This is a genomic window from Hymenobacter algoricola, assembly GCF_039539525.1.
GTDB classification, from domain to species: Bacteria; Bacteroidota; Bacteroidia; order Cytophagales; family Hymenobacteraceae; genus Hymenobacter; species Hymenobacter algoricola.
Genome location: NZ_BAABDH010000100.1, coordinates 17,367 through 39,131, shown reverse-complemented (window position 1 = coordinate 39,131; position 21,765 = coordinate 17,367). Strand labels below are relative to the sequence as shown.

At 61.4% G+C, this 21,765-nt stretch carries 18 protein-coding genes; 10 read left to right on the top strand and 8 right to left on the bottom strand.

The window, feature by feature from the left end:
- Positions 1–99: 99 nt before the first annotated feature.
- From ABD842_RS15510 to ABD842_RS15500, 3 genes are all read right to left on the bottom strand, one after another.
- Entirely contained in the window at positions 100–1,494 is a 1,395-nt protein-coding gene (locus ABD842_RS15510) for a Fic family protein (protein ID WP_345115855.1), read from the bottom strand.
- A gap of 48 nt (positions 1,495–1,542) precedes the next feature.
- Positions 1,543–3,720 carry a methylmalonyl-CoA mutase gene (gene scpA / locus ABD842_RS15505; protein WP_345115852.1) on the bottom strand — a complete coding sequence of 726 codons (2,178 nt, stop codon included), beginning with the start codon at positions 3,718–3,720 and terminating at the stop codon, positions 1,543–1,545.
- A gap of 129 nt (positions 3,721–3,849) precedes the next feature.
- A complete protein-coding gene (locus ABD842_RS15500) occupies positions 3,850–5,637 on the bottom strand; it encodes a methylmalonyl-CoA mutase family protein (protein WP_345115849.1) in 1,788 nt (595 codons plus the stop codon).
- 179 nt (positions 5,638–5,816) lie between these two features.
- On the opposite strand from ABD842_RS15500, the gene ABD842_RS15495 reads away from it, so the two are divergent.
- The 4 genes from ABD842_RS15495 (at position 5,817) to dnaA (ending at position 10,693) form a co-directional block, all read left to right on the top strand.
- Positions 5,817–7,034, top strand: coding sequence for an outer membrane beta-barrel protein (locus ABD842_RS15495; RefSeq protein ID WP_345115848.1), 1,218 nt, complete (start codon positions 5,817–5,819; stop codon positions 7,032–7,034).
- A 216-nt stretch (positions 7,035–7,250) separates the two neighbouring features.
- Complete coding sequence (locus ABD842_RS15490) at positions 7,251–8,015, top strand: 5'-nucleotidase C-terminal domain-containing protein (RefSeq protein WP_345115846.1); 765 nt, start codon at positions 7,251–7,253, stop codon at positions 8,013–8,015.
- Between the two features lie 109 nt (positions 8,016–8,124).
- On the top strand, positions 8,125–9,051 hold the full coding sequence (locus tag ABD842_RS15485; protein ID WP_345115844.1) for a bifunctional metallophosphatase/5'-nucleotidase: 927 nt from the start codon (positions 8,125–8,127) through the stop codon (positions 9,049–9,051).
- Positions 9,052–9,193: 142 nt separating this feature from the next.
- A complete protein-coding gene (gene dnaA, locus ABD842_RS15480; protein ID WP_345115841.1) occupies positions 9,194–10,693 on the top strand; it encodes a chromosomal replication initiator protein DnaA in 1,500 nt (499 codons plus the stop codon).
- Positions 10,694–10,891: 198 nt separating this feature from the next.
- On the opposite strand, the gene ABD842_RS15475 is transcribed toward dnaA, so the two are convergent.
- Together ABD842_RS15475 and ABD842_RS15470 are read right to left on the bottom strand one after the other, a co-directional pair.
- Complete coding sequence (locus ABD842_RS15475) at positions 10,892–11,392, bottom strand: hypothetical protein (RefSeq protein ID WP_345115838.1); 501 nt, start codon at positions 11,390–11,392, stop codon at positions 10,892–10,894.
- Positions 11,393–11,541: 149 nt separating this feature from the next.
- Positions 11,542–11,970, bottom strand: a complete 429-nt coding sequence (locus ABD842_RS15470) for an OsmC family peroxiredoxin (RefSeq protein ID WP_345115835.1) — start codon at positions 11,968–11,970, stop codon at positions 11,542–11,544.
- A 159-nt stretch (positions 11,971–12,129) separates the two neighbouring features.
- On the opposite strand from ABD842_RS15470, the gene ABD842_RS15465 reads away from it, so the two are divergent.
- Entirely contained in the window at positions 12,130–13,635 is a 1,506-nt protein-coding gene (locus tag ABD842_RS15465; protein WP_345115832.1) for a GH3 family acyl-acid amido synthetase, read from the top strand.
- A gap of 63 nt (positions 13,636–13,698) precedes the next feature.
- On the top strand, positions 13,699–14,229 hold the full coding sequence (locus tag ABD842_RS15460; protein WP_345115830.1) for a hypothetical protein: 531 nt from the start codon (positions 13,699–13,701) through the stop codon (positions 14,227–14,229).
- Between the two features lie 8 nt (positions 14,230–14,237).
- Here ABD842_RS15460 and ABD842_RS15455 read toward each other — a convergent pair whose 3' ends face one another.
- Complete coding sequence (locus ABD842_RS15455; RefSeq protein ID WP_345115828.1) at positions 14,238–14,591, bottom strand: hypothetical protein; 354 nt, start codon at positions 14,589–14,591, stop codon at positions 14,238–14,240.
- A gap of 204 nt (positions 14,592–14,795) precedes the next feature.
- Between ABD842_RS15455 and ABD842_RS15450 the strand changes: the two genes are divergently transcribed.
- Complete coding sequence (locus ABD842_RS15450) at positions 14,796–15,260, top strand: 3-oxoacyl-ACP synthase (protein ID WP_345115826.1); 465 nt, start codon at positions 14,796–14,798, stop codon at positions 15,258–15,260.
- Positions 15,261–15,350: 90 nt separating this feature from the next.
- Here ABD842_RS15450 and ABD842_RS15445 read toward each other — a convergent pair whose 3' ends face one another.
- A complete protein-coding gene (locus ABD842_RS15445; RefSeq protein WP_345115823.1) occupies positions 15,351–15,836 on the bottom strand; it encodes a hypothetical protein in 486 nt (161 codons plus the stop codon).
- Positions 15,837–15,997: 161 nt separating this feature from the next.
- Here ABD842_RS15445 and ABD842_RS15440 point away from each other — a divergent pair, with 161 nt between their 5' ends.
- The 3 genes from ABD842_RS15440 (at position 15,998) to ABD842_RS15430 (ending at position 19,347) form a co-directional block, all read left to right on the top strand.
- Positions 15,998–17,164, top strand: a complete 1,167-nt coding sequence (locus ABD842_RS15440; protein ID WP_345115821.1) for a 1-deoxy-D-xylulose-5-phosphate reductoisomerase — start codon at positions 15,998–16,000, stop codon at positions 17,162–17,164.
- 185 nt (positions 17,165–17,349) lie between these two features.
- Positions 17,350–18,690 (top strand): RIP metalloprotease RseP, encoded by a 1,341-nt coding sequence (gene rseP / locus ABD842_RS15435; RefSeq protein ID WP_345115818.1) that lies wholly within the window; start codon positions 17,350–17,352, stop codon positions 18,688–18,690.
- 162 nt (positions 18,691–18,852) lie between these two features.
- A complete protein-coding gene (locus ABD842_RS15430) occupies positions 18,853–19,347 on the top strand; it encodes a DUF6702 family protein (RefSeq protein ID WP_345115815.1) in 495 nt (164 codons plus the stop codon).
- A gap of 379 nt (positions 19,348–19,726) precedes the next feature.
- Here the strand turns inward: ABD842_RS15430 and ABD842_RS15425 are convergent, their stop codons facing one another.
- Positions 19,727–21,733, bottom strand: a complete 2,007-nt coding sequence (locus ABD842_RS15425; RefSeq protein WP_345115812.1) for an OmpA family protein — start codon at positions 21,731–21,733, stop codon at positions 19,727–19,729.
- Between the last annotated feature and the right edge of the window lie 32 nt (positions 21,734–21,765).

The following is a 21,765-nucleotide window of genomic DNA, read 5'->3' as shown; positions in this document are numbered from 1 at the left end:
TGAGAGCTGTCAACCATAATGTGTCCGGAAGCCTAGGAACTCCCGCCGCAACTTACTGACTCGTTTCTGTTTACTTCAAGTCCAATTCCCAAACACCCTCTAAGCGGGGGGCGTATCAGCCTCAGCTACTTTGGTAGCAATGAAATCATAGACTTTATTGGCGAGTTTGTGGTTGATGTTTTTAATGTGATTAAGGTCATATTCTGCTTTGTAAAGCGACGTAAATATTTCTGGACTGCGATATACAGCAGAGCTACCGGTACTAGTGAAATCTGTTATAATAGCTCCGGTAACAGAAAAGCTATCAAGGTTGAATGTGAGGCCAAATGATATGCCGACATCAAAGCCATTGTTTTGCTGTCGGAAATGATTCCATCTTTTCGAGAAACCAAAATAATCTATTGTAGCGGTTGTTTCTAAAAAAGAATTTCTTGACAAGGATTTAAATTCTTCAATATTTGATTTACGTTCGATTTTATTGCTATGGGAATTAACAGAAGAAATGATTAATGAATAGTCATGGCCCATGAAAAGATCATTAAAACCATGAGTTTGTTTTTCTAATTCATCAAGCCATGACTTGATTATCGCATCATAGAATCCTTCCTGGGTCTCTTCTTCTCCCCAAAGCATCTTAACGGCAGTTTCACTAGATAGCACTTGTTTCTTTAATAATGTAATCTTCTTATCCAAGTCATCCGGCTCGTTAATATCCTCGCCATTTGCGGCGCGAATCATCAGCCGCAGGCCGGCTTCCACGTTTTCCACAACGAAATGTAGAAAGGGCTCGAACTCGCCAGCATCTGCTTCGGCGAGGGCAGCGAGGTAGCGGTTGCGGTCGGCGGCTTTGATGACGGTCATCGGATAGCCGTGGCGCAGCAGAATCAGGTTCATCAGCAGGCGCGACATACGGCCGTTGCCGTCGTCGAAGGGGTGGATATGCACGAAGCGGTAGTGAAACTCAGCGGCCAGGGCCGCGGGGTGCAGAGTGGGTACGACGTCTTCTTGGCGGTACCAATCCACAAGCTCCGTCATGCGGGCTGGAGTTTCCTGGGGACTGGCGAAGTAGAACATTTCGCCGGTGGCCGTCAGCACGTTGTTAGGGCTGGTTTTGTACTGGCCGGGCACAATGTGCTTGCGGGTGGGCTGGCCGTCGGGCGTTTGGGCGGGCACTTCGTAGGCCTCGCCCAGTAGCACTTGATGCATCTCGCGGATGAACTGCTCAGTGAGGGGCCGGCCGTTGTCGCGCACGAACTCTTCGAGCCCCAGCACCGCTTCGTTGTGGCCTTTAATATCAAGGTGGTCGCGCATGGGCTTGCCGGCCGCCGTGAGGCCGTGCAAGAGAAGGGAACGGGTTTCGCCTAATGTGAGAGAGTTGCCCTCGATGGCATTGGAATTATAATTCCAGTCCAGTCGAAACTTTTGTAGAATACGAGCTTCCTGTTCTGGCGTAATAGGACGTAGGGAATCTAACTCTTCTTTGAGCCGATCCACTTCTATAAAGAGTAGCATATAGTTTTCCTTTAGTGGTAAAGCACTTCTTCACTCCCCTAGCTTCCCCAATATCTCCTGCGCGGCCACGGCAATGACCGTTCCCGGCCCGTACACGCCGGCCACGCCGGCATTGTACAGGAAGTCGTAGTCCTGGGCGGGGATGACGCCGCCGACAATGACGAGGATGTCGGCGCGGTCGAGCTGCTTGAGCTCCTGGATGAGCTGGGGAATCAGGGTTTTGTGGCCGGCGGCGAGGCTGCTCACGCCCACTACGTGCACGTCGTTCTCGGCCGCCTGGCGGGCTACCTCGGCGGGCGTCTGGAACAGGGGGGCAATGTCGACGTCGAAGCCCACGTCGGCGAAGGAGGTGGCAATAATCTTGGAGCCGCGGTCGTGGCCGTCCTGGCCCATCTTGGCCACCATCATGCGGGGGCGTCGCCCTTCGGTCTTGGCAAACTCGTCGGCGGCGGCGCGGGCTTTGGCAAACTCTTCGTCGTAGTTCATCTCGGCGGAGTACACGCCCGAAATGGCGCGGATGGTAGCCTGGTGGCGGCCGTACACGGCTTCGAGGGCATCGGAAATTTCGCCCAGCGTGGCGCGCAGGCGGGCGGCCTGCACGGCCAGGGCCAGGAGGTTGTTGGTTTTTGGTGCTTGGTTGCTGGCTTTTGGCTCAGTTACCTCCGCCGTTTCCCTGGCGGCATCGGTCAGGGCTTGCAGAGCGGCTTTTACGGCCTCGTTGTCGCGCTCGGCCTTGATGGTGTTCAGACGCTCAATCTGGGACTCGCGCACGGCGGCGTTGTCGATGTCGAGCACCTCAATCTTAGCTTCGTTGCCCAGCTGCTCGGCCGTGAGGCGGTATTTGTTCACGCCCACGATGACTTCCTTACCCGAATCGATGCGGGCCTGCTTGCGGGCCGAGGCTTCCTCGATGCGCAGCTTGGGCAGCCCGGTTTCGATGGCCTTGGCCATGCCGCCCAGCTCCTCCACTTCCTGAATCAGGGCCCAGGCCTTGTCGGCCAGCTCGTGGGTTAGGGTTTCGACGTAGTAGGAGCCGCCCCAGGGGTCCACGACGCGGGTGATGTCGGTTTCGTGCTGGAGGTAGAGCTGGGTGTTGCGGGCAATGCGGGCCGAGAAGTCGGTGGGCAGGGCAATGGCCTCGTCGAGGGCGTTGGTGTGCAGGCTCTGGGTGCCGCCCAGGGCCGCGGCCAGCGCCTCAATGGCGGTGCGGGCCACGTTATTGAACGGGTCCTGCTCGGTGAGCGAGTACCCCGAGGTCTGGCAGTGGGTGCGCAGGGCCAGGCTTTTCGGGTTCTGGGGGTTGAACTGCTTCATGAGCTTGGCCCACAGCAACCGGCCGGCGCGGAGCTTGGCAATTTCCATGAAGTGGTTCATACCGATGGCCCAGAAGAAGGACAGGCGGGGCGCAAACTGGTCCACGTCCAGGCCCACGGCCAGGCCGGCGCGCACGTACTCGAGGCCGTCGGCCAGGGTGTAGGCCAGCTCCAGGTCGGCGGTGGCCCCGGCTTCCTGCATGTGGTAGCCCGAGATGCTGATGGAGTTGAACTTGGGCATGTTCGCCGCGGTGTAGGCGAAGATGTCGGCAATGATGCGCATGCTGGGCGCGGGCGGGTAGATGTAGGTGTTGCGCACCATGAACTCCTTCAGAATGTCGTTCTGAATGGTGCCGGCGAGCTTATCCGGGCTCACGCCCTGCTCCTCCGCCGCCACGATGTAGAACGCCATAATCGGCAGCACGGCCCCATTCATGGTCATGGATACCGACATCTGATCGAGCGGAATCTGGTCGAAGAGGATCTTCATGTCCTCCACCGAGTCGATGGCCACGCCGGCCTTGCCCACGTCGCCTTCCACCCGGGGGTGGTCGGAGTCGTAGCCGCGGTGGGTGGCCAGGTCGAAGGCCACGGACAGCCCCTTCTGGCCCCCGGCGAGGTTGCGGCGGTAGAAGGCGTTGCTCTCGGTGGCCGTGCTGAAGCCCGCGTACTGGCGGATGGTCCAGGGGTTCTGGACGTACATGGTCGGGTAGGGCCCGCGCAGGTAGGGCGCTTGCCCGGCCCCGAAGCCGAGGTGGTCGAGGTGGGCCACGTCGTGGGCGGTGTAGTAGCTTTTCAGCGCAATCTGCTCGGCCGTCAGCGTTTCAGTCGGGGCAGTAGCGGGTGCCGGCAGGCTGGCCGCGTCGTAGGCAATCTGGGAGAAGTCGGGCTTCATACTATTTTTTTTGGCCGTTCGTCATGCTGAGCGAAGCCGAAGCATCTCGCGTGCTGACACAGGATTAGGAACTCAACGAAGCGGGCGAGATACCTTTGCTTCGCTCGGTATGACGTTCTGGGGGTACTTTCACCGGCCCTGCAGGCGGGCCAGCACGTCGTCGGTGCTGTAGCCTTCCACCGAGAATTCCTTGAAGCCGAACAGGGCTATGGCCTCCTGCATGGTGGCCAGGTCGGCGTTAAGCAGGTGGGGGGGCACGAAGCCGGCGTCGTCCTGGCGTACGCGGCAGACTACCCGGGCGAAGTGGCCGAACTGCTCGGGAGTGGCGTACATCAGCGTGGCGCCCTCCGGCGTCGAAAACAGCACCGACAGCGTACCTTCGGGGTGGTTCACGTTGAAGGCCTGACGCTCGGCCTTGGGCAGCAGCTGCATAAACGACTCCAGGATGAGCTGGTTGGTATGGGTGCCGAGCAGCACCACGGCGGCGCGCTTGCGCTTTTTCTCGCGGCGCTGGAAGTGCAGGGCCGTAGCCAGCCGCAGCACCTCCGACGGATACGCGGCCCGGGTAGAGTCGAAGTCGCGGCTGCGCAGCAGCTTCTTGGGGTTGTAGTCGAACTGCTCGTTGGGGTCCTGGAAGCGGTTGGTGCCCACCACCACCTGCGAGCCGTCGGCAATGCGCTGAAACTGCTCCTGGGCCACTTTGTGCAGCTCCTGCATCACCATCCCCACGGCCGTGGGCAGCCCGCCCGCCGCCTGAATGCGCTGAAACTGGCTCCAGGCGCCTTGCGCGACCTGGCTGGTGAGGGTTTCGAGGTAGTAGGAGCCGGCGGCGGGGTCGGCCACCCGGTGCAGCTGGCTTTCCTCGCGCAGAATCAGGGACAGGTTGCGGGCCAGCCGGTCCGAAAACTCATTCGGGTCGTGAAACAGGCTGTCGAAGGGCGCCACGCTCACCGCGTCGGCCCCGCCCAGCACGGCGGCCATGGTTTCGGTGGTCACGCGCAGCAGGTTGGTGTGCGGGTCCAGCGTGGTCTTCGACCAGGTAGATGTGCTGGCGAAGAGGCGCAGCCCGGCCGCGGCTTCGGCCGGCAGCCCGTAGGCGTGCAGCAGCGTGGCCCACAGCTGGCGGAAGGCGCGCAGCTTGGCTATTTCCAGGAAGTAGTTGGGGTTCAGGCCCACCTGAATCTGCAGGGCGGCGGCTACGTCGGCCACGCTCAGCTCCTCGTTGGGCAGCTCACTGAGGTAGGTGGCAGCGGCGGCCAGCGTGAAGCCGATCTGCTGGCTGGCGGTGCCGCCGCGGTTGGCGAAAAAGGTGCCGTTGAGCGTGAGAGCCCGGAAATCCGACAGGTGGCGGGTGCGGCGCAGCACCGTGCGCAGGTCGGCCAGCTGCCCCGGCAGGTCGGGCGTGTGGTCGGCCAGCGGGTCGAAGCGCAGAAAGCCGCGCAGGCCGCTCGGCGCCGTCAGCAGCAGGCGCTCCACAAACTCGGCCGCGCCGATGCGCACGGAAAAGCCCAGGTAGGTGCCGGCCAGCGGCAGGTGGTCGTGCAGGTAGTCCACGTCGAACGACGCCGCATCGGTCAGGTCGAAGTGGACGCCGTCGGCCCCGCGCTGCACGGCCTCCGCGGCCCGGCTGATGGCGGCGTGGCCGGTGCCCAAAGCCCCGACGGAATAGGTGGGCACGTTCAGCCAGCCGGCGCCCTCCGCGCCGGGGCGAACCTGGGGGGCGGGTGCGGCCCCCAGCGCGTCGAGGGCGGCTTCGTGGTAGAAAGGCTGCACCGCAAAGCCGTCGGCCAGTGCCCAGACCAGCGTTTCGGGGTCCGCGCCTTTCAGGTCGCGGCGGATGCGCTCCTGCCAGGCCGCGGTGCTCACCGGCTCAAATTCGGAGAAGGAAAGGGGCGCGGGACGCGGGGTATCGGACATAACTCGGCGGGGTGGGGGAAGGACGGGATCCTGCGGAAAGTGGGCTAAAGATACCAGATTGGCCCCACAACGCCGCCACGCGGCGGATAGTAGACCCGGCTGAAGTTTGCCTTATCTTTGTTGGCTGGGATAACTCCATTCCAGGCGGTTTTTCTTATTTACAATTACTTTTCAGGTTGATGAAGCAAGCATTACTTCTGTTCTTTTTTCTGGTAACCATCTCGGCCCAGGCCCAGTCCGACTTCCGGGCCGGCTACGTGCTGCCGCTGTCCGGCGACACGCTGCGCGGGCAGGTAGATTACCGCGGCAACACCCGCAACAGCCGGGTCTGCCAATTCCGAAGTGCCGCTTCGGCGCCGACCACCGAGTACACGCCGGAGCAGCTGCGCGGCTACGGCATCAGCGGCGGCCAGCAGTTTCTGACCACGGAGCTGCCCGGCAAGGTGCCGGCCAAAGTGTTCATGCAGATCCTGGTGCAGGGCGGCCTGAGCATCTTTCACTACACCGACGCCGACGACAAGGTGTTTTTCTTCGCCCGCAAGGGCGCCGAAGCCCTGCAGCCCCTGGTGCAGCGCGACACCACGATCAGCGAGTACAACAAGGCAACGCGGCTGGAAACCGCGACCCGGCAGCGGCAGTACCTGTACCGCAACGTGCTGTGGAGCCGCATGGCCGACTGCCCCGCCGTGCAGACCACGCTGCCCAAGGTGGCGCTGGTAGAGTCGCAGCTGATCAAGGTAGGCCTGGCGTACAACAAGTGCGTGGGCAGCTCGCAGTACGCGGCGGCAAAGCCTGTTACACATTACCGCTATGCCCTGCTGGGCGGAGTGTATCAGTCCACCGTTCTGTCGACTGATCAGGCAGAAAATGAACAAGTTGCAAGCTCGACGCGGCCTACGTACGGAATCGGAGTGGAAATATCTCCCAGTTCGTTTAGCCCCCGAATGACCCTGCTTGTTCAACTGCTCTATCTGGATCAGCAGTATGATAAGACTTACTTGGCAGCTTCGACCGGTGGCTCCTCGGTTATGCAGATAAAGCGCACGGTGCACATCGAAACGACGACTTTCCGTGTGCCGCTGCTAGCACGCTATGCGTTTGGAAATCGGAGTATCCGTCCGTATCTGCAGGCCGGCGCAGTTCCGGTGTTCAACGTAAAGCGCAAGGCCTACCGGAGTGATGCATCTGCTCTCGGTCCTTCCTGCCAGGATGTACCGTTGCGCAGCTATGGCTTTGGCGTTACGGCAGGAGCCGGGGTTGCCTTCGCACTCGGAGCACACCACGGTGCCCTGATCGAAGTACGGGCTGATCAGTTAGACAATACCTCAAAATCCGGCCGAGCGTTGGTTGGCATGCGGGGCGTGACGTTACTGGCCGGCTACACGTTCGGTAAGTAACCGAACATGCTGACTGGAGTAGGGGTGAGTACTGCTCATTTTACGACCGGCCCAAGTAAGAAATAGCTGTTCCAGATTTAGCCGCCTAATCGGACGCCCCTGCCCATAACGGTAAGGGTGTCCGGTTAGGCGGCTTTTCTATGCGCCAACCCAGTTCGCCCAACTCCGGCTCGGCTGCTTTATCTTTGTGGTCCGCTTTCCTCTTTCTCCGACCTGATGTATCTTCTTCGTTCCCGCTTTGCGGCGCTGAGCCTGCTGGCGGCCGTCACCTTCACCTCCGCCTGCCAGCGCGCTGCCTTCGTGGCCAAGCCCCAGCTGGCTCCCGTCACGGCCCAGCCCGTGAGCAAAACCCTGGCCGACGATGTCACCGCCGCCGCTACTATTGCGCCCTACCATCAGAAGGTGGTGGAGCAGATGGGCGAGGTGCTGGGCACGGCTCCGGTGGCCATTGCGAAAAACCCCGGGGAGTCGCCGCTGGCTAACTTCGTGGGCGACATCCAGCGCCTGCGCGCCAGCCAGGTGCTGGGCCGGCCCATCGACATCGGGGTGATGACCAACGGCGGGCTGCGGGCCGGTCTGCCGGCGGGCGCCATCACGCTGGGCTCCGTCTTCGAGCTGATGCCTTTCGAGAATGAGCTGGTGGTACTGGAAGTGCCCGGTACCGTGGCCCAGCAGCTGTTCGATTACGCCGCCCGCCTCAAGATGGCTTTGTCGAACGTGACCTACGCGGTGGGCGCCGACGGCAAGCCGGCCAGCATCCTGATCGGCGGTAAGCCTTTCGAGCCGGGCAAAACCTACAGCGTGGCTATTTCCGACTATCTGGCCGGGGGCGGCGACCAGATGGTGTTCTTCAAAGCCGTTAAGCCGCTCAGCACCGGCGTGCTGCTGCGCAATGCCATTGCCGACCATATCCGCGCCCTCACCAAGCAGGGCCAGGCCGTAGAGGCAAAAGTGGAAGGCCGGGTGAAAGCCATTCAATAGGCTCTGAAGCCGCCGATCCATCGCCCTAGCCCGTGAAGCCAGCAGCGGAAGCGGCTGCTCAATCGAGCCCTGCTGATGCCTGCCAATTGATATCCGTTAACCGAACAAGATGAACCGTCGCGACTTTCTCAAGCATACTTCCCTCGGCGCTGCCAGCCTGAGCTTACTGGGTCTGAGCGGGCCGGCCCTGGCCCGCGCCGCCAACGGGGGGCGCCTTGTCATTCTGCACACCAACGATATGCACTCCCGCATTGAGCCCTTCCCCGACAGCGGCGGCGAGTGGGCCAACATGGGCGGCATGGCCCGCCGGGCCACGCTCATCGAGCAGGTGCGCCAGCAGGAGCCCCACGTGCTGCTGCTCGACTCCGGCGACGTATTTCAGGGTACGCCCTACTTCAACTTTTTCGGCGGCGAGCTGGAGTTCAAGCTCATGTCGCAGATGAGGTATGACGCCTGCACGCTGGGCAACCACGACTTCGACAACGGCCTGGAAGGGCTGAAGAAGCAGCTGCCCAACGCCACCTTCCCCTTCCTGGTGGCCAATTATGACTTCTCCCAGACCATCCTGGCCGGGGCCTTCAAGCCCTACAAGGTGTTTGAAAAAGCCGGCCGGCGCATTGGCGTGTTCGGTATCGGCATTGAGATGGCCGGTCTGGTGTCGGACAAGAACTTCGGGGCTACCAAGTACGTCGACCCCGTGGCAACGGCCCAGGCCATGGTCAGGCAGCTGCGCGGCCCCGAGCGCTGCGACATGGTCATCTGCCTTTCCCACCTGGGCTACAAGTACGAAAGCGCCAAAATCGACGACCGGAAGCTGGCGGCCCAGGTCGGGGGCATCGACCTGATTCTGGGCGGGCACACCCATACCTTTATGAAGCAGCCCGAGCCCATCGACGGCCCCGCCGGCCACCGCACCCTCATCAACCAGGTGGGCTGGTCGGGCATCAACCTGGGGCGCCTCGACTATGTTTTCGAGGCCGGGGCCCGCCGGCCGACCGTCGCCAGCTCAGCCGTAGTACCCGTGCATACAGCCTGACAAAAGCAAGGAAAGGCGCGTTTTTTTGTCTCCGCACTTTTCCACATTTTTGTCTCCCCCTGAAAAAACCGGCTCCTTCCCGGGGCCCGCCTGCTCCTCCCTATTCACGCTCCGCACTCGTTGCTCTTGTTCTAACTGATTGATGCTGAAGGATTGTCGAACCGTATGGGCCAACTGTCTTCGCGTCATCAAGGCAAATATTGGTGAGCAGAGCTACCGGACGTGGTTCGAGCCCATCATTCCGGTGCAGCTCCAGAATAACGTGCTCATCATTCAGGTGCCCAGCCAGTTCTTTTATGAGTGGCTGGAAGAGCATTATGTGGATGTGCTGAAAAAAAGTATTTACCAGGAGCTGGGCCACGACGGCCGCCTGGAGTACTCCATCGTGGTCGACCAGGGCAACGGGCAGAACAAGCCGCGCACCGTCAATATCCCCACGGCCCGCAAGGCGGCCTACCCCACGCCCCAGCAGCAGGACAACGCCATGGCCGCCAGCGCCATGACGGCCTCGGCCCGCAACGTGGCCGCCGCCGCCGCCGCGCCCCTCAGTCCCGACAAAGCCGCTACCCTGCGCAATCCGTTTGAGGCGTCCAAGGCCATTGACCGGAATTACCTCAAGTCCCAGCTCAACCACACGTATTCGTTCGAGAACTACATCGAGGGCGACTGTAACCGGCTGGCCCGCTCGGCCGGTATGGCCGTGGCCAACAAGCCGGGTACCACCAGCTTCAACCCGCTGATGATTTACGGGGGCGTGGGCCTGGGCAAAACCCACCTCGTGCAGGCCATCGGCAACCACATCAAGGCCACCTCCGACGATAAGTTCGTGCTCTACGTGTCGGCGGAGAAGTTTACGAACCAGTTTATCGAAAGCCTGCGCGCTAACGCGGTGCAGGACTTTGCCAATTTCTACCTGCTGGTCGATATCCTGATTCTGGATGACGTGCAGTTTTTGTCGGGCAAGGACAAGACCCAGGAAATGTTCTTCCACATTTTCAACCACCTCCACCAGGCCGGCCGCCAGATCATCATGACCTCCGATAGGCCGCCGCGCGACCTGAACGGGCTGGAAGACCGGCTCTTGTCGCGCTTCAAGTGGGGCCTGACGGCTGATTTGCAGAGTCCCGACTTCGAGACGCGCATGGCCATCATTCAGAACAAGATGCAGCAGGACGGCATCGACATCCCGCCGCAGGTGGTCGAGTACCTGGCCCACTCGGTGAACACCAACGTGCGGGAGCTGGAAGGCGTGCTGATTTCGTTGGTGGCCCAATCGAGCCTCAACCGCCGGGAAATTGACCTGGAAATGGCTAAGCAGGCCCTTCGTCACATCATTGAGGAGGTGGAGGCCGAGGTCAACCTGGACTTCATCCAGAAAACCGTGGCCGAGTACTTCAGCATTCCGGTGGACCTGATGAAGGCCAAAACCCGCAAGAAGGAAGTGGTGACGGCCCGGCAGGTGGCCATGTACTTCGCCAAGGAGCACACCAGCCACTCGCTCAAGAGCATCGGCCACAACTTCGGCGGCCGCGACCATAGCACCGTGATTCACTCGGTGCAGACCGTCTCGGACCTGATCGACTCCGACAAAAACTTCAAAAGCACGATTCAGGAGCTGCGCAAGAAGTTCGCGGGCAAGTGAATAGGCGGGGCTGTTGTGAGCCCATGTTGACTGTCATCCTGAGCGCAGCGAAGGATCTTCCTCCGATATCCTGCTAAGCCTTTAGAAACGAGCAAAGCCCTCTACCGCCGCAACGGTAAAGGGCTTTGCTCATTTAAAGAGGCTTGATAGGGCAGAAAGAGGAAGATCCTTCGCAAGCTCAGGATGACAGTTTCTTATTCATACCCGCGGGGCCGGAGCCGTTTCGCGCAGCGTGATAGTGTACTCGGCGGCAAACTGGCGGATTTCGGCTTTGAACTTCTCCCGGCGCTTGGGGCCCTTCACCTCCCGCAGGCTGAGCGTGTACAGGTCGTTGGAGCGCAGGCGGATGCGCAGCTGCATGGGCGCCAGATCAATGGCTTCGATGCTTTCGGCGGCAAAAACCTGCTTGGCCCGAAACAGGCCGCCCTTGTGCACGATGTAGCCGGGCGTAAACTCCAGGTAGCTCTGGGTGCCGAATACCGGCGCGTTGTGCACCAGCACGTAGCCGATATACACGAGGCTGAACACCAGAAACACGTAGTGCAGAAAGTGGTAGTCCTGAATTCCCTCGTCGGAGCTGATCAGAAACAGGGTGTAGGCAATCCAGAGGCCGCCTATCAGCAGCTGGCCCCAGAACGGAACCTTGGACGTATCAGCCGGCCGCAGACGAATGCGGGTAGTTTTGGTAGCGCGGGGCATAAAAAGGGAAATGTCTGACAGCAAAGTAAACGAAAAACCGGCAAGGCGTCAGACCCGGCCGGTTTCTCAGTTGCCAGTTGCCAGTTGCCAGTTGCGTGTTGCCGGTTGCAGTTGTTGTTTAAGCGAACCGGCAACACGCAACCGGCAACTCATACCAATTTAGCCGAAGCCAGCTCCATTGCGGGCACGGCACTTAGCAGCTGCGAAATCGGGCAGTGCAGCTTGGCATTTTCGGCCTGCTTCTGAAACTCTTCCTGGGTGATGCCCTCCACCTCGCCTTCGGTGGTCAGGACGATTTTTACCACCTTCGGAATCTCGCCCGAGGTATCGAGCGTCACCTTCGACTCGGTCCGGATCTGCTTGACCTGGGCGCCGGCTTTGGTCAGCTGCCCGGTCAGGAACATGGTGTAGCAGCCGGCGTGGGCCGCACCGATGAGCTCCTCGGGGTTGGTGCCCTTCTGGCCCTCAAACCGCGCGCCGACCGAATAAGGAGCTTTAACCGTGCCGCTCTGGGTCGAAACTTCGCCGCTGCCTTTGATGTCGCCGTTCCAGACGGCGTTGCCATGTTGGTTGATCATGATGCTGGGTTGATGTAGTTAATGAATGAGGTACGGCAGAAACCAGGGAAAGGATGACGCGGCCCGGCTGGTGGCAGGTTTGGCCGGAAGTGTACCTTTGAAACTGCCGGGGTTGGCGCCAGCGGCAAACCCCATCCTTTCACCGCTCACTATTTCCCAATGGGCCTAAAGTCACTTCTGAGCCGCCCCCTGGCCGCCTACGTCGTCAGCCGCTACCAGCAGTGGCAGAAAGACCCCGTGGGCACCCAGCAGCGCGTGTTCCGCCAGCTCATCGACCAGGCCCGGAACACCGCTTTCGGCCGCGACCATAGCTTTGCCGATATCCAGACGCCCGCCGACCTGGCCCGCCTGGTGCCCGTGCGCGACTATGAAGCCTTGGCCCCGTATTTCAACCGGGTAAAAGCCGGGGAGGCCGACGTACTCTGGCCCGGCAAACCCGCGTATCTGGCCAAAACCTCGGGTACGACCTCCGGGGCCAAGTACATTCCGCTCACCGCCGACAGCATTCCGAACCATATCAACGGGGCCCGCGACGCGCTGCTCCACTACGTGCACCGCACCGGCAAAAGCCGGTTTCTGGACGGCAAGCTGATGTTCTTGTCGGGCAGCCCGGAGCTGGAGCAGGTGGGCGGCATGCACACCGGGCGGCTGTCGGGCATCGTGAATCACCACGTGCCGGCCTACTTGCGCCGTAACCAGCTGCCCACGTATTCTACCAACATCATCGAGGACTGGGAAACCAAGCTCGACCACATCGTGGAGGAAACCCTGCCCGAGGACATGACCCTGATTTCGGGCATTCCGCCCTGGGTGCAGATGTACTTCGACAAGCTGGTGCAGCTGACCGGCAAGCCCGTCAAGGACATTTTTCCGCACTTCGATCTGTTTGTGTACGGGGGCGTCAACTTCGCGCCCTACCGCGCCAAGCTGTTCGAAACCATCGGCCGGCCCGTCGACAGCATCGAGCTGTTTCCGGCCTCCGAGGGCTTCCTGGCCTTCCAGGACGAGCCCAACAACCCCGGCCTGCTGCTGCTGCTCGACGCGGGCATCTTCTACGAGTTCATCCCCGCCGGGCAGTTCTTCGAGCCCGACGCGCCCCGCCTGACTATTGGCGAAGTAGAGCTGGATCAGCAGTACGCGCTGGTGCTCAACTCCAACGCCGGCCTCTGGGGCTACAGCCTCGGCGACACCGTGCGCTTCGTGAGCCTGAAGCCCCACCGCGTGGTGGTCAGTGGGCGCATCAAGCACTTTCTGTCGGCCTTTGGCGAGCACGTCATCGGGGAGGAAGTAGAACAAACCCTGCGCGAGGTGATGAGCCGGTTTCCGGAAGTGGAAGTAGTGGAGTTTACCGTGGCCCCGCTCGTCAGCGCCGATCCCGCCGAGCCCAGCCGGCACGAGTGGCTGGTCGAGTTTGCCCGCCCGCCCCACGATGCCGCCGCCTTTGCCGCCGCCCTGGACGCCGGCCTGCGCCGCCGCAACGTGTACTACGACGATTTGCTGACCGGCCGCATCCTGGCCCCGCTGCGTCTGACGAGCTTGCCGGCCGGGGCGTTTCAGCGCTACATGAAAAGCCTGGGCAAGCTCGGCGGGCAGAACAAGGTGCCCCGGCTGAGTAATGATCGGACGGTGGCCGAGGGGCTGACCCAAGCCGGTGAAATAGCGTAAATTGAACTATGATTGGCCTCGACGGAGCCGCCACCCGCAAAACTACCCCGCACGCCGACCAGGATGCGGAAGATGCTATTTATTGGCTTACCAAAACGCCGGCGGAAAGACTGGCGGCGCTGGAATACCTGCGGGCGCACTCCCTCTGGTTTTACTACCGTCACGACCCTAGCCAATTCCCTGGACCAGGATTACAAAGAGCTTATCGAGCTGTTAAACGCGCATGAGGTGCGCTACCTGGTGGTGGGCGGCTGTGCCGTTGCCTATCACGGCTCCGTGCGCTACTCGGTCGATATCGATGTCTGGGTGGAGGTAGCGCCTGAAAATGCGGCCCGGCTGGTGCGGGTAACGCGGGATTCTGGCTTTGGTAGTCTGTATAAGGAAGCCTACTTTCTGGAGCCCGGTGGAATCATCCAGCTGGGCGTGGCTCCGGTGCTCCGGCTTATGCACGCGGCCCGGATTTCGGCGCAGCGAAAAAAGCCACGCGCTTATTTTCAATCAGAAAACGCAGGGCTACCCACGGGTACAACGCAGCAAAGCGAAAAGGAAGCCGCACGCGGACTCGCCTCTTCGCTTTGCAAAAGAACCAAATAAAGCCCTGGCTAACGCGTGGTTGAGCTTGGGGTGGTGTTGCCGGAGGTGCTCATGCCCGAAGTGCTGGTTCCCTCGCCCGTAGTGGTTGAGCCCGGGGTAACCGCGCCGGAAGTGCTCATGCCGGAAGTACTGGTTCCCTCGCCGGCAGTGGTCGAGCCCGCCGTGACGCCCGTGGTAGAGCCCGAGCGGTCCACGTTGTCCATGGAGCCGTTCATAGTCCCAGCCGAGTCTGTACTCATGGTCGACTCGGTGTCCATTGCGCCCGTGGTTTCGGTGGTGGTGGTTTTGCTTTCGCAGGCCCCCAGCAGTGCCGTGCCGAGCACCAGCGTAGCCAAGTAGATGGATGATTTTTTGGTGAACATCGTTGTGAAAGGTTAGTTAGTCTAAATTGCTGTACGGCGCCCAGGCTCAACCGTCGAATAAGTGCGCATTTATTTTCGTATAACTGCTTAGCAGCAAGCCCTCAGCACCGGTATCCAGCAAAGATTGCTGGTTTTGCAAACGCAGGTGGTGCGGCCGTGGCCCGGCCCGGCAGGCTGGCAAATTGAAAACGATTCCGAAATACTATGGCAAGCCCAAGTGAGCTAACAAAGCAAACCCTCTACGCCCGCTGCCAAACCTACGTCCAGGACCGCCTCACCGCCATCCAGGCGGCCATCGACGCGGCCCAGGAATCGGCCAACAGCGAAACCAAGAGCAGCGCCGGCGACAAGTATGAAACCGGCCGCGCCATGGCCCAGAACGAGCGGGACCGAAACCTGGTTCAGCTCCAGCAGGCCCGGCAGCTCCAGGGCGAGCTGCTACGCATCGACCCCGCCCGGCCCTGCGACTCGGTGCATCCCGGGGCACTGGTGCACACCAGTATGGGCCGTTTTTTCATCAGCATCAGCGCCGGCCAGCTCACGGTGGACGGTGTGGACTACTTTGCCGTCTCGGCCGCCGCCCCGGTAGCGGCGGCGCTGAGTGGCCGGCGGGCCGGGGAAGAAGCCTTGTTCAACGGCAAGTCAGTGCGGATTGAAGCAGTGCTTTGAAGAGCGCCTGAAAATAGAAGACCGTCATGCTGAGCATTCTGCGCATCAAGCAGAGTGCTCAGCATGACGGCCTTCAACACAACTCCTCCGTTACAGCTGCGGCAGCAGCCCCGCAATGCCCTTGATATTGAGCCGTACGAAGCTCTTGACCCGCCCGAACCTGGCGGTGGTTTCTTCCAGCTCCTCATCCTTGTCCGGCTTGCTGGGCCGGCGCGTTTCCAGGAGCTCGAAGATGGATTCGGCAATGTCGAGGTAGCCCAGAATCATGAGCAGCAGCAGCTTTTTCTCGTCTTCCTGGTAGCTTTTGGTGCGCACGGCCTTCACCAGGCTGTCGAGCTGGGTGGTTTCGTCCACAAACAGGTCGCGCAGCCGGGCGCGCTGCCGCTGGTAGCCGGCCAGGGCTTCGGGCTCGGTGGCAGCGGGGGAGAAGGGAAAGGCCTCGGTAAAGGCGGTGGCGGCGCGGAAGTCCCTTTCGGCGGCGTACACGGTTTCCAGGTGCTTTTGCAGGCTGGTCCAAAGGCCCTGGCGGGCTTTGTCGAAGGCGGAAGGGCTGGCGGCGGGAGTAGGGCTGGTCACGGGCAGGGGAAAGGCTAAGAAAACAAAGTACGGGGTTTTCGGAGCGTAGGCTGCCAATCCGGCGGCTGCCGGGTAAAAACGCGGCGGCGCGGCGCCAAGCCAAACTTCCCCGTACTTTTGCTCCCCCGCACCCCGCGCTTCCCCGCTTCCGAATCCCCGCAATGTCTGCTTCCCTCAAACGCGTCACCCTGCTCGGTTCCACCGGCTCCATCGGCACCCAGGCCCTCGACGTGATTCGCGCCCACCCCGGCCGCTTCCGGGTGGCGGCCCTGTCGGCCCAGTCCAACGCCGAGCTGCTCATCGCCCAGGCCCGGGAGTTTCGGCCCGCCGCCGTGGTTATCGGCGACGAGCGGCAATATGAAACGGTGAAAACGGCCCTGGCCGGGCAGGGAACCGAAGTGCTGGCCGGCGCCGCAGCCCTGACCGAAGTGGCCGGCCGGCCCGCTACCGACATCGTGCTGACGGCCATGGTCGGCTATGCGGGCCTGCTGCCTACGGTAGCCGCCATCCGGGCCGGCAAAGACATTGCCCTGGCCAACAAGGAAACCCTGGTCGTGGCCGGGCAGCTGATTGCGGAGCTCGTCAAAAAGCACGGCGTGGGCCTGTACCCCGTGGATTCGGAGCACTCGGCCATCTTCCAGTGCCTGGTGGGGGAGGAGCGCAACCCGATTGAGAAAATTATCCTCACCGCCTCCGGCGGGCCGTTCCGGGGCCGCACGGCCGAGCAGCTGGCTGCCGTTACCAAAGCCCAGGCGCTCAAGCACCCCAACTGGGACATGGGCGCCAAAATCACTATCGACTCGGCCTCGCTGATGAACAAGGGCCTGGAGGTGATTGAGGCCAAGTGGCTGTTCGGGCTCACCAATGACCAGATCGACGTGGTGGTGCACCCGCAAAGCATTATTCACTCCCTGGTGCAGTTTCAGGACGGCTCCCTGAAGGCCCAGCTCGGTTTGCCCGACATGAAGCTGCCCATCCAGTACGCTTTGGGCTACCCCGAGCGGCTGCCGTCCGACTTCCCGCGGTTTTCCTTTCTCGACTACCCCCAGCTCACCTTCGAGCAGCCCGACCGTGCCACGTTCCGCAACCTGCCGCTGGCCTTTGAGGCCATGCGCCGGGGCGGCAACGCGCCCTGCGTGCTCAATGCAGCCAACGAAATTGCCGTGGCGGCCTTCCTGCGCGACGAAATCGGGTTTCTGGCCATGCCCACGCTGGTCGAAAACTGCCTCACCAAGGTTTCGTACCTTGCCGATCCTTCCCTCGACGACTACGTGCAGACCGACGCCGAAACGCGCCGGGTGGCCCAAGAACTTGTCGGCCGGGTGTAAGGTTAGTATTGGAACCTACCCAAAGGTCGTTGTCATGCTGAGCCAAGCCGAAGCATCTCGCGCGCTGCCCCAGGATTAGTAACCGTACGTCAGCACGCGAGATGCTTCGGCTTGGCTCAGCATAACGTTCTATAGTACCTGATTTCCCACTTCCCTTCCCACTCTACCACTTCCCTGATTTCGCTTTGGAAATATTAATCATGGCCGGCCAGATGCTGCTGGGCCTTTCCATCCTGGTTGGTTTGCACGAGTTCGGTCACTTCGCAACGGCCAAATACTTTAAGATCCGCGTCGATAAGTTTTACATCTTCTTCGACTTCCTGTTTCCGATGCCGGGCGTGATGAACTTCGCCCTGCTCAAGAAAAAAATCGGGGACACGGAGTACGGCCTGGGCTGGTTCCCGCTGGGCGGCTACGTGGCCATTCACGGCATGATCGACGAAACCACCGACGCCGACCAGCTCTCGGCCGAGCCCCAGCCCAACGAGTTTCGCTCGAAGCCGGCCTGGCAGCGCCTGATTGTGATGCTGGGCGGTATCATCATGAACGTCATCACCGGCATCATCATCTTCTCGGCCCTTACGTTCAAGTACGGCGAGGAGTACCTGCCGGCCACGGAAGTGAAGTACGGCGTGCTGCCCAACGAGCTGGGCCAGAAAATCGGCTTCCGCACCGGCGACAAGATCGTGAAGATCAACGGCCGCCCCTTCACCGAGTTTGACGACGTGTACAAGCCCGACGTGCTGATCGGTAAAAACGGCTACTACACCGTGCACCGCGGCGGCCAGCTGGTCGACATCCGCGTGCCCGTCGACTTCATGGACCAGCTGTCCGACAAAAGCCAGACGCCGTTTGTGCTGCCCCTGAACCCGTTCGAGGTCGACAAGATCAACTCCGGCAGCCCCGCCGCCAAGGCGGGTTTGCAGACCGGGGACCAGATTCTGCAGGTCGGCGGCCAGGATACCCGCTTCTTCCCTCAGCTCCAGGAAGCCCTCAAAGCCAACGCCGGCAAAGCCACCCCGCTGCTGGTGAAGCGCGGCGCCGAAACGCTGACGCTGACGGCCAACATCGACGACGACGGCAAGCTGGGTTTTATGCCCAAGTCGCTGCTGCGCTCCTCCACCCGCACCTACGGCCTGGTCGAATCGGTGCCGGTGGGGACCAAAAAAGCCTTTGGCGTGATTACTACCCAGCTCACGGCCTTTGGCAAGATCTTCCGCGGCGAGGCCTCGGCCCGCAAGTCGCTGGGCGGCCCGATGGCCATTGCCCAACAGTACGGCGGGCAGTGGGACTGGGAGCACTTCTGGCTGCTCACCGGCATGCTCTCGATGGTGCTGGCCTTCATGAACCTGCTGCCCGTACCGGCCCTGGACGGCGGCCACGTCATGTTCCTGCTCTACGAGATGGTGGCCGGCCGCAAGCCCTCGGATGCCTTCCTCGAAAATGCCCAGAAAGTCGGCATGGTCCTGATTCTGGGGCTGATGGTGTTCGTCATCTTCAACGACGCCATCAAAGCCATTTTTTAACTTCAGGAACTAGAACTAAGCTCCCCTCCTTTTTTAAGGAGGGGTTGGGGGTGGTCCGGCTAGAACTAGAAAGCTAGTGCTACTAATCGTTCAACGATTGAACCACCCCCGGCCCCTCCTTAAAAAAGGGGGGGAGCTGTTTTTTTTAATCTTAGTCCTAGTATGCGTCGCCTGATTTTTCTGCTCCTGCTGCTGGCCGCCGGCCTCGCCGCCGGGGCCCACGCCTACCACGCCTCCATCATGGATGTGCGCTACAACGCCGGGAAGCAGCAGCTGGAAGTGGCCCTGAAGGTCTTTACCGACGACTTCGAAAAGGCCCTGTCGGCGGGCCAGCCCCGGCCCGTGAGCTTCGAGGAGTCGCCAAAGCCGCAGGTAACCACGCTGGTTACGGCCCTGCTGACCCGCTCCGTAAGCTTCGGCACGAAGCCCGGGGAGGCGCTGCCGCTGCACTTCATCGGCTTTCAGAAGGAGAGTGATGCCCACTGGCTGTACTTCTCGGTAAAGCTGGCCAGGCCCGTCAAGGGCATCTACCTGCGCCACCGCCTGCTGCTCGACACCTTCCCCGACGAGATGAACATCGTGAACGTGGAGGCCGGCGGCAAAAAGCAAAGCGCCCTGTTCCGCGACGGCGAGGAAAGCCAGAAGCTGGTCTGGTAGCCACCGCGCCCAAACCCGTAAGCACAGGGCCCGAAGCAGTAGCCACAGCAGCCGAAGCGCCGGCCACAGCTCCCGAAGCTCCATCCATAGCGACCGAAGAGGCGTCCTACAGCTAATTTCGCCTTTTCGGGTGGGGTAGCTGAGCCTTCGGGACTCGTGGATAGCCTGACCGTAGCGCGAAGTTCCACTTCGCGGGGCGTTGAACGACCAGCGGTGACCGGGGCGCCCGTTTCGCGCAGTGCCACTTCGGGTTACAACCAAAAAGCCCCGCCGCCAGCAGACGTCGGGGCTTTTTGGTTTACGGGGCTTCGCACATTTCAGAGCACGGGTTGCTTCGTCTCGGCTTGATTCGCAGAATACCCGCCATGACAGGCTTACCTTACTTCCAGTCCACGCCGCCGGCGTCGTCCTTTTTGTCGGCGTCGGGCTTGAGCAGGCGGAACTCCACCCGCCGGTTGATGCCGGCGTCGGCGTCGGTTACCTCGTCTTTCAGGGGCTGGGAGCTGCCGTAGCCCATGCTTTCGATGCGGTTGGGTTTGAGCTTGCCCTTGACTTCGATGTACTTGCGGATGGCCTCGGCCCGGTCCTGCGACAAAGTCATGTTGGCGTCCGGGTCGCCGCTGGTGTCGGTGTGGCCCGAGATGCTGAGCCGGAACGTGGGGTGGTCGACCAGAAACAGGGCAATCCGGTCCAGGGTCTGGTGCATGGAAGCACGGATATTGGCCTTGGCGGGGTCAAACTCGATGTTTTTGAAGATCAGCGGGATTTTGTAGTCGATGGAGTTGGTCATCAGCTTCATCACCGTATCGCCCTTGAGCTCAAACTGCTTTTCGACGCTGAAAAAGTCGGGGCTCTGAATCAGCATCACGTAGTGAGAGCCCTCAATCAGGTCGAAGGCGAAGGTGCCGTCGGGGCGCACGTACTTGCTGGCCACCTCGATGCCGTTGTCGGTATCGATGATGCTCACGATGCCGCCCAGGGGCTTGCCCGCCACCGAGTCAATCAGCGTGCCCTCGACGTGCGTCGTGGCCAGGGGCTGGGCTTCCATGGGCAGGGGGAAGGAGTAGAGGTCAAGGTTTTTCAGCTCTTTTTCCTCCGAGCGGGCGTAGTACAGGTCCTTTGAGTCGCTGTCGATGGTGAAGTAGTACTCCGAGCCCTTGCCGTTGACCAGCGGCCCGATGTTGCGCGGCTCCTGCCAGTGGCCTTTCGCCCGGTAGGTTTTGTAGATGTCGAAGTCGCCGTAGTTGAGCAGCTGCCCGCGGGAGCTGAAGTAGAGCACGTGGTAGAGCGGGTGGTAGTAGGGGCTGACCTCACTTTCGCGGGTGTTGACCACGGGCCCCAGGTTTTCGGCCTTACCCCACTGCCCGGCCTTGTTTTTGGCCGTGTACCAGATGTCCGACAGCCCGAAGCCGCCGAGCCGGTCGGAGGCGAAGTACAGCGTATCCTCGTTCGGCGACAGGGTGGGCTGGGAGTCCCAGGCCGCCGAGTTCACCTGCATGCCCAGGCTTTTGGGCACCGTCCACTGCCCGTCCTTGAATGAGGCCACGAACAGGTCGCAGTTGCCGTGGCAGCTCGGGCACTCGCAGCGGGCAAAGTAGAGCGTCTTGCCGTCCTTGCTGATGCAGGCCGAGCCTTCGTTATAAGGCGAGTTGATGGGCTTGGGCAGCGGCTCGGCATCGGTCCAGGCAGTGCCTTCCCGGCGGGCCGTGTACAGGTCCTCGTCAATCACGCCGTTGATGCCGCGCATCTTGCGCTTGGAGGAGAAGATAATCTGGTCGGCGCCGGTGTTGAGCGTGGGGCCGTAGTCCTCGCGCCGGGAGTTGATGGCGTCGCCCATGCTGGTGTACACGCCCTTGGGCGGGTGGAAGGTGTTGATGCTCTTACGGTACTCCACGATGTCGTAGTAGGCCTTGAGCGGCACGTACAGGTCGGCCGTTTTCTGCTCCAGCGAGTCGTAGTAGAGCTGCACCCGGTTGATGTCCTGGCGGCGGTGCTTGAGGGCGAGGCGGAAGTAGACCTTGGCTTTTTCCTCGTTGCCGGCCTTTTCTTCCAGCTGTCCCAGCCGCCAGAGCATATTGGTGTTCTTGTAGAAGTTCTGAATGCCGAACTGGGCCACGTAGCCTTCGAGCAGGCCGCGGGTCTGGGTCCAGTTGCGGCGCTTTTCGGCTTTGGCAATGGCCCGCAACGCCTTTTTATCCTCGAAGTAGGGGATGCGGTTGACGTTCGGGAAATTCGGGTTGGCATCGGGCCGCAGCCGGAGCTGGCGGGTTACTTTGCTGCTGAGCTTGCGCTGCTTGATGGGGGCGGAGCTTGGCTGCTGGGCGTGCGCGGCCCCGAAGGCAACGAGACAAACCAGCAGCTGAACCAGGCGTAATAGGCGGGACATAGTCGGATAGGGCACGAAGGCCGGCCCTTTCG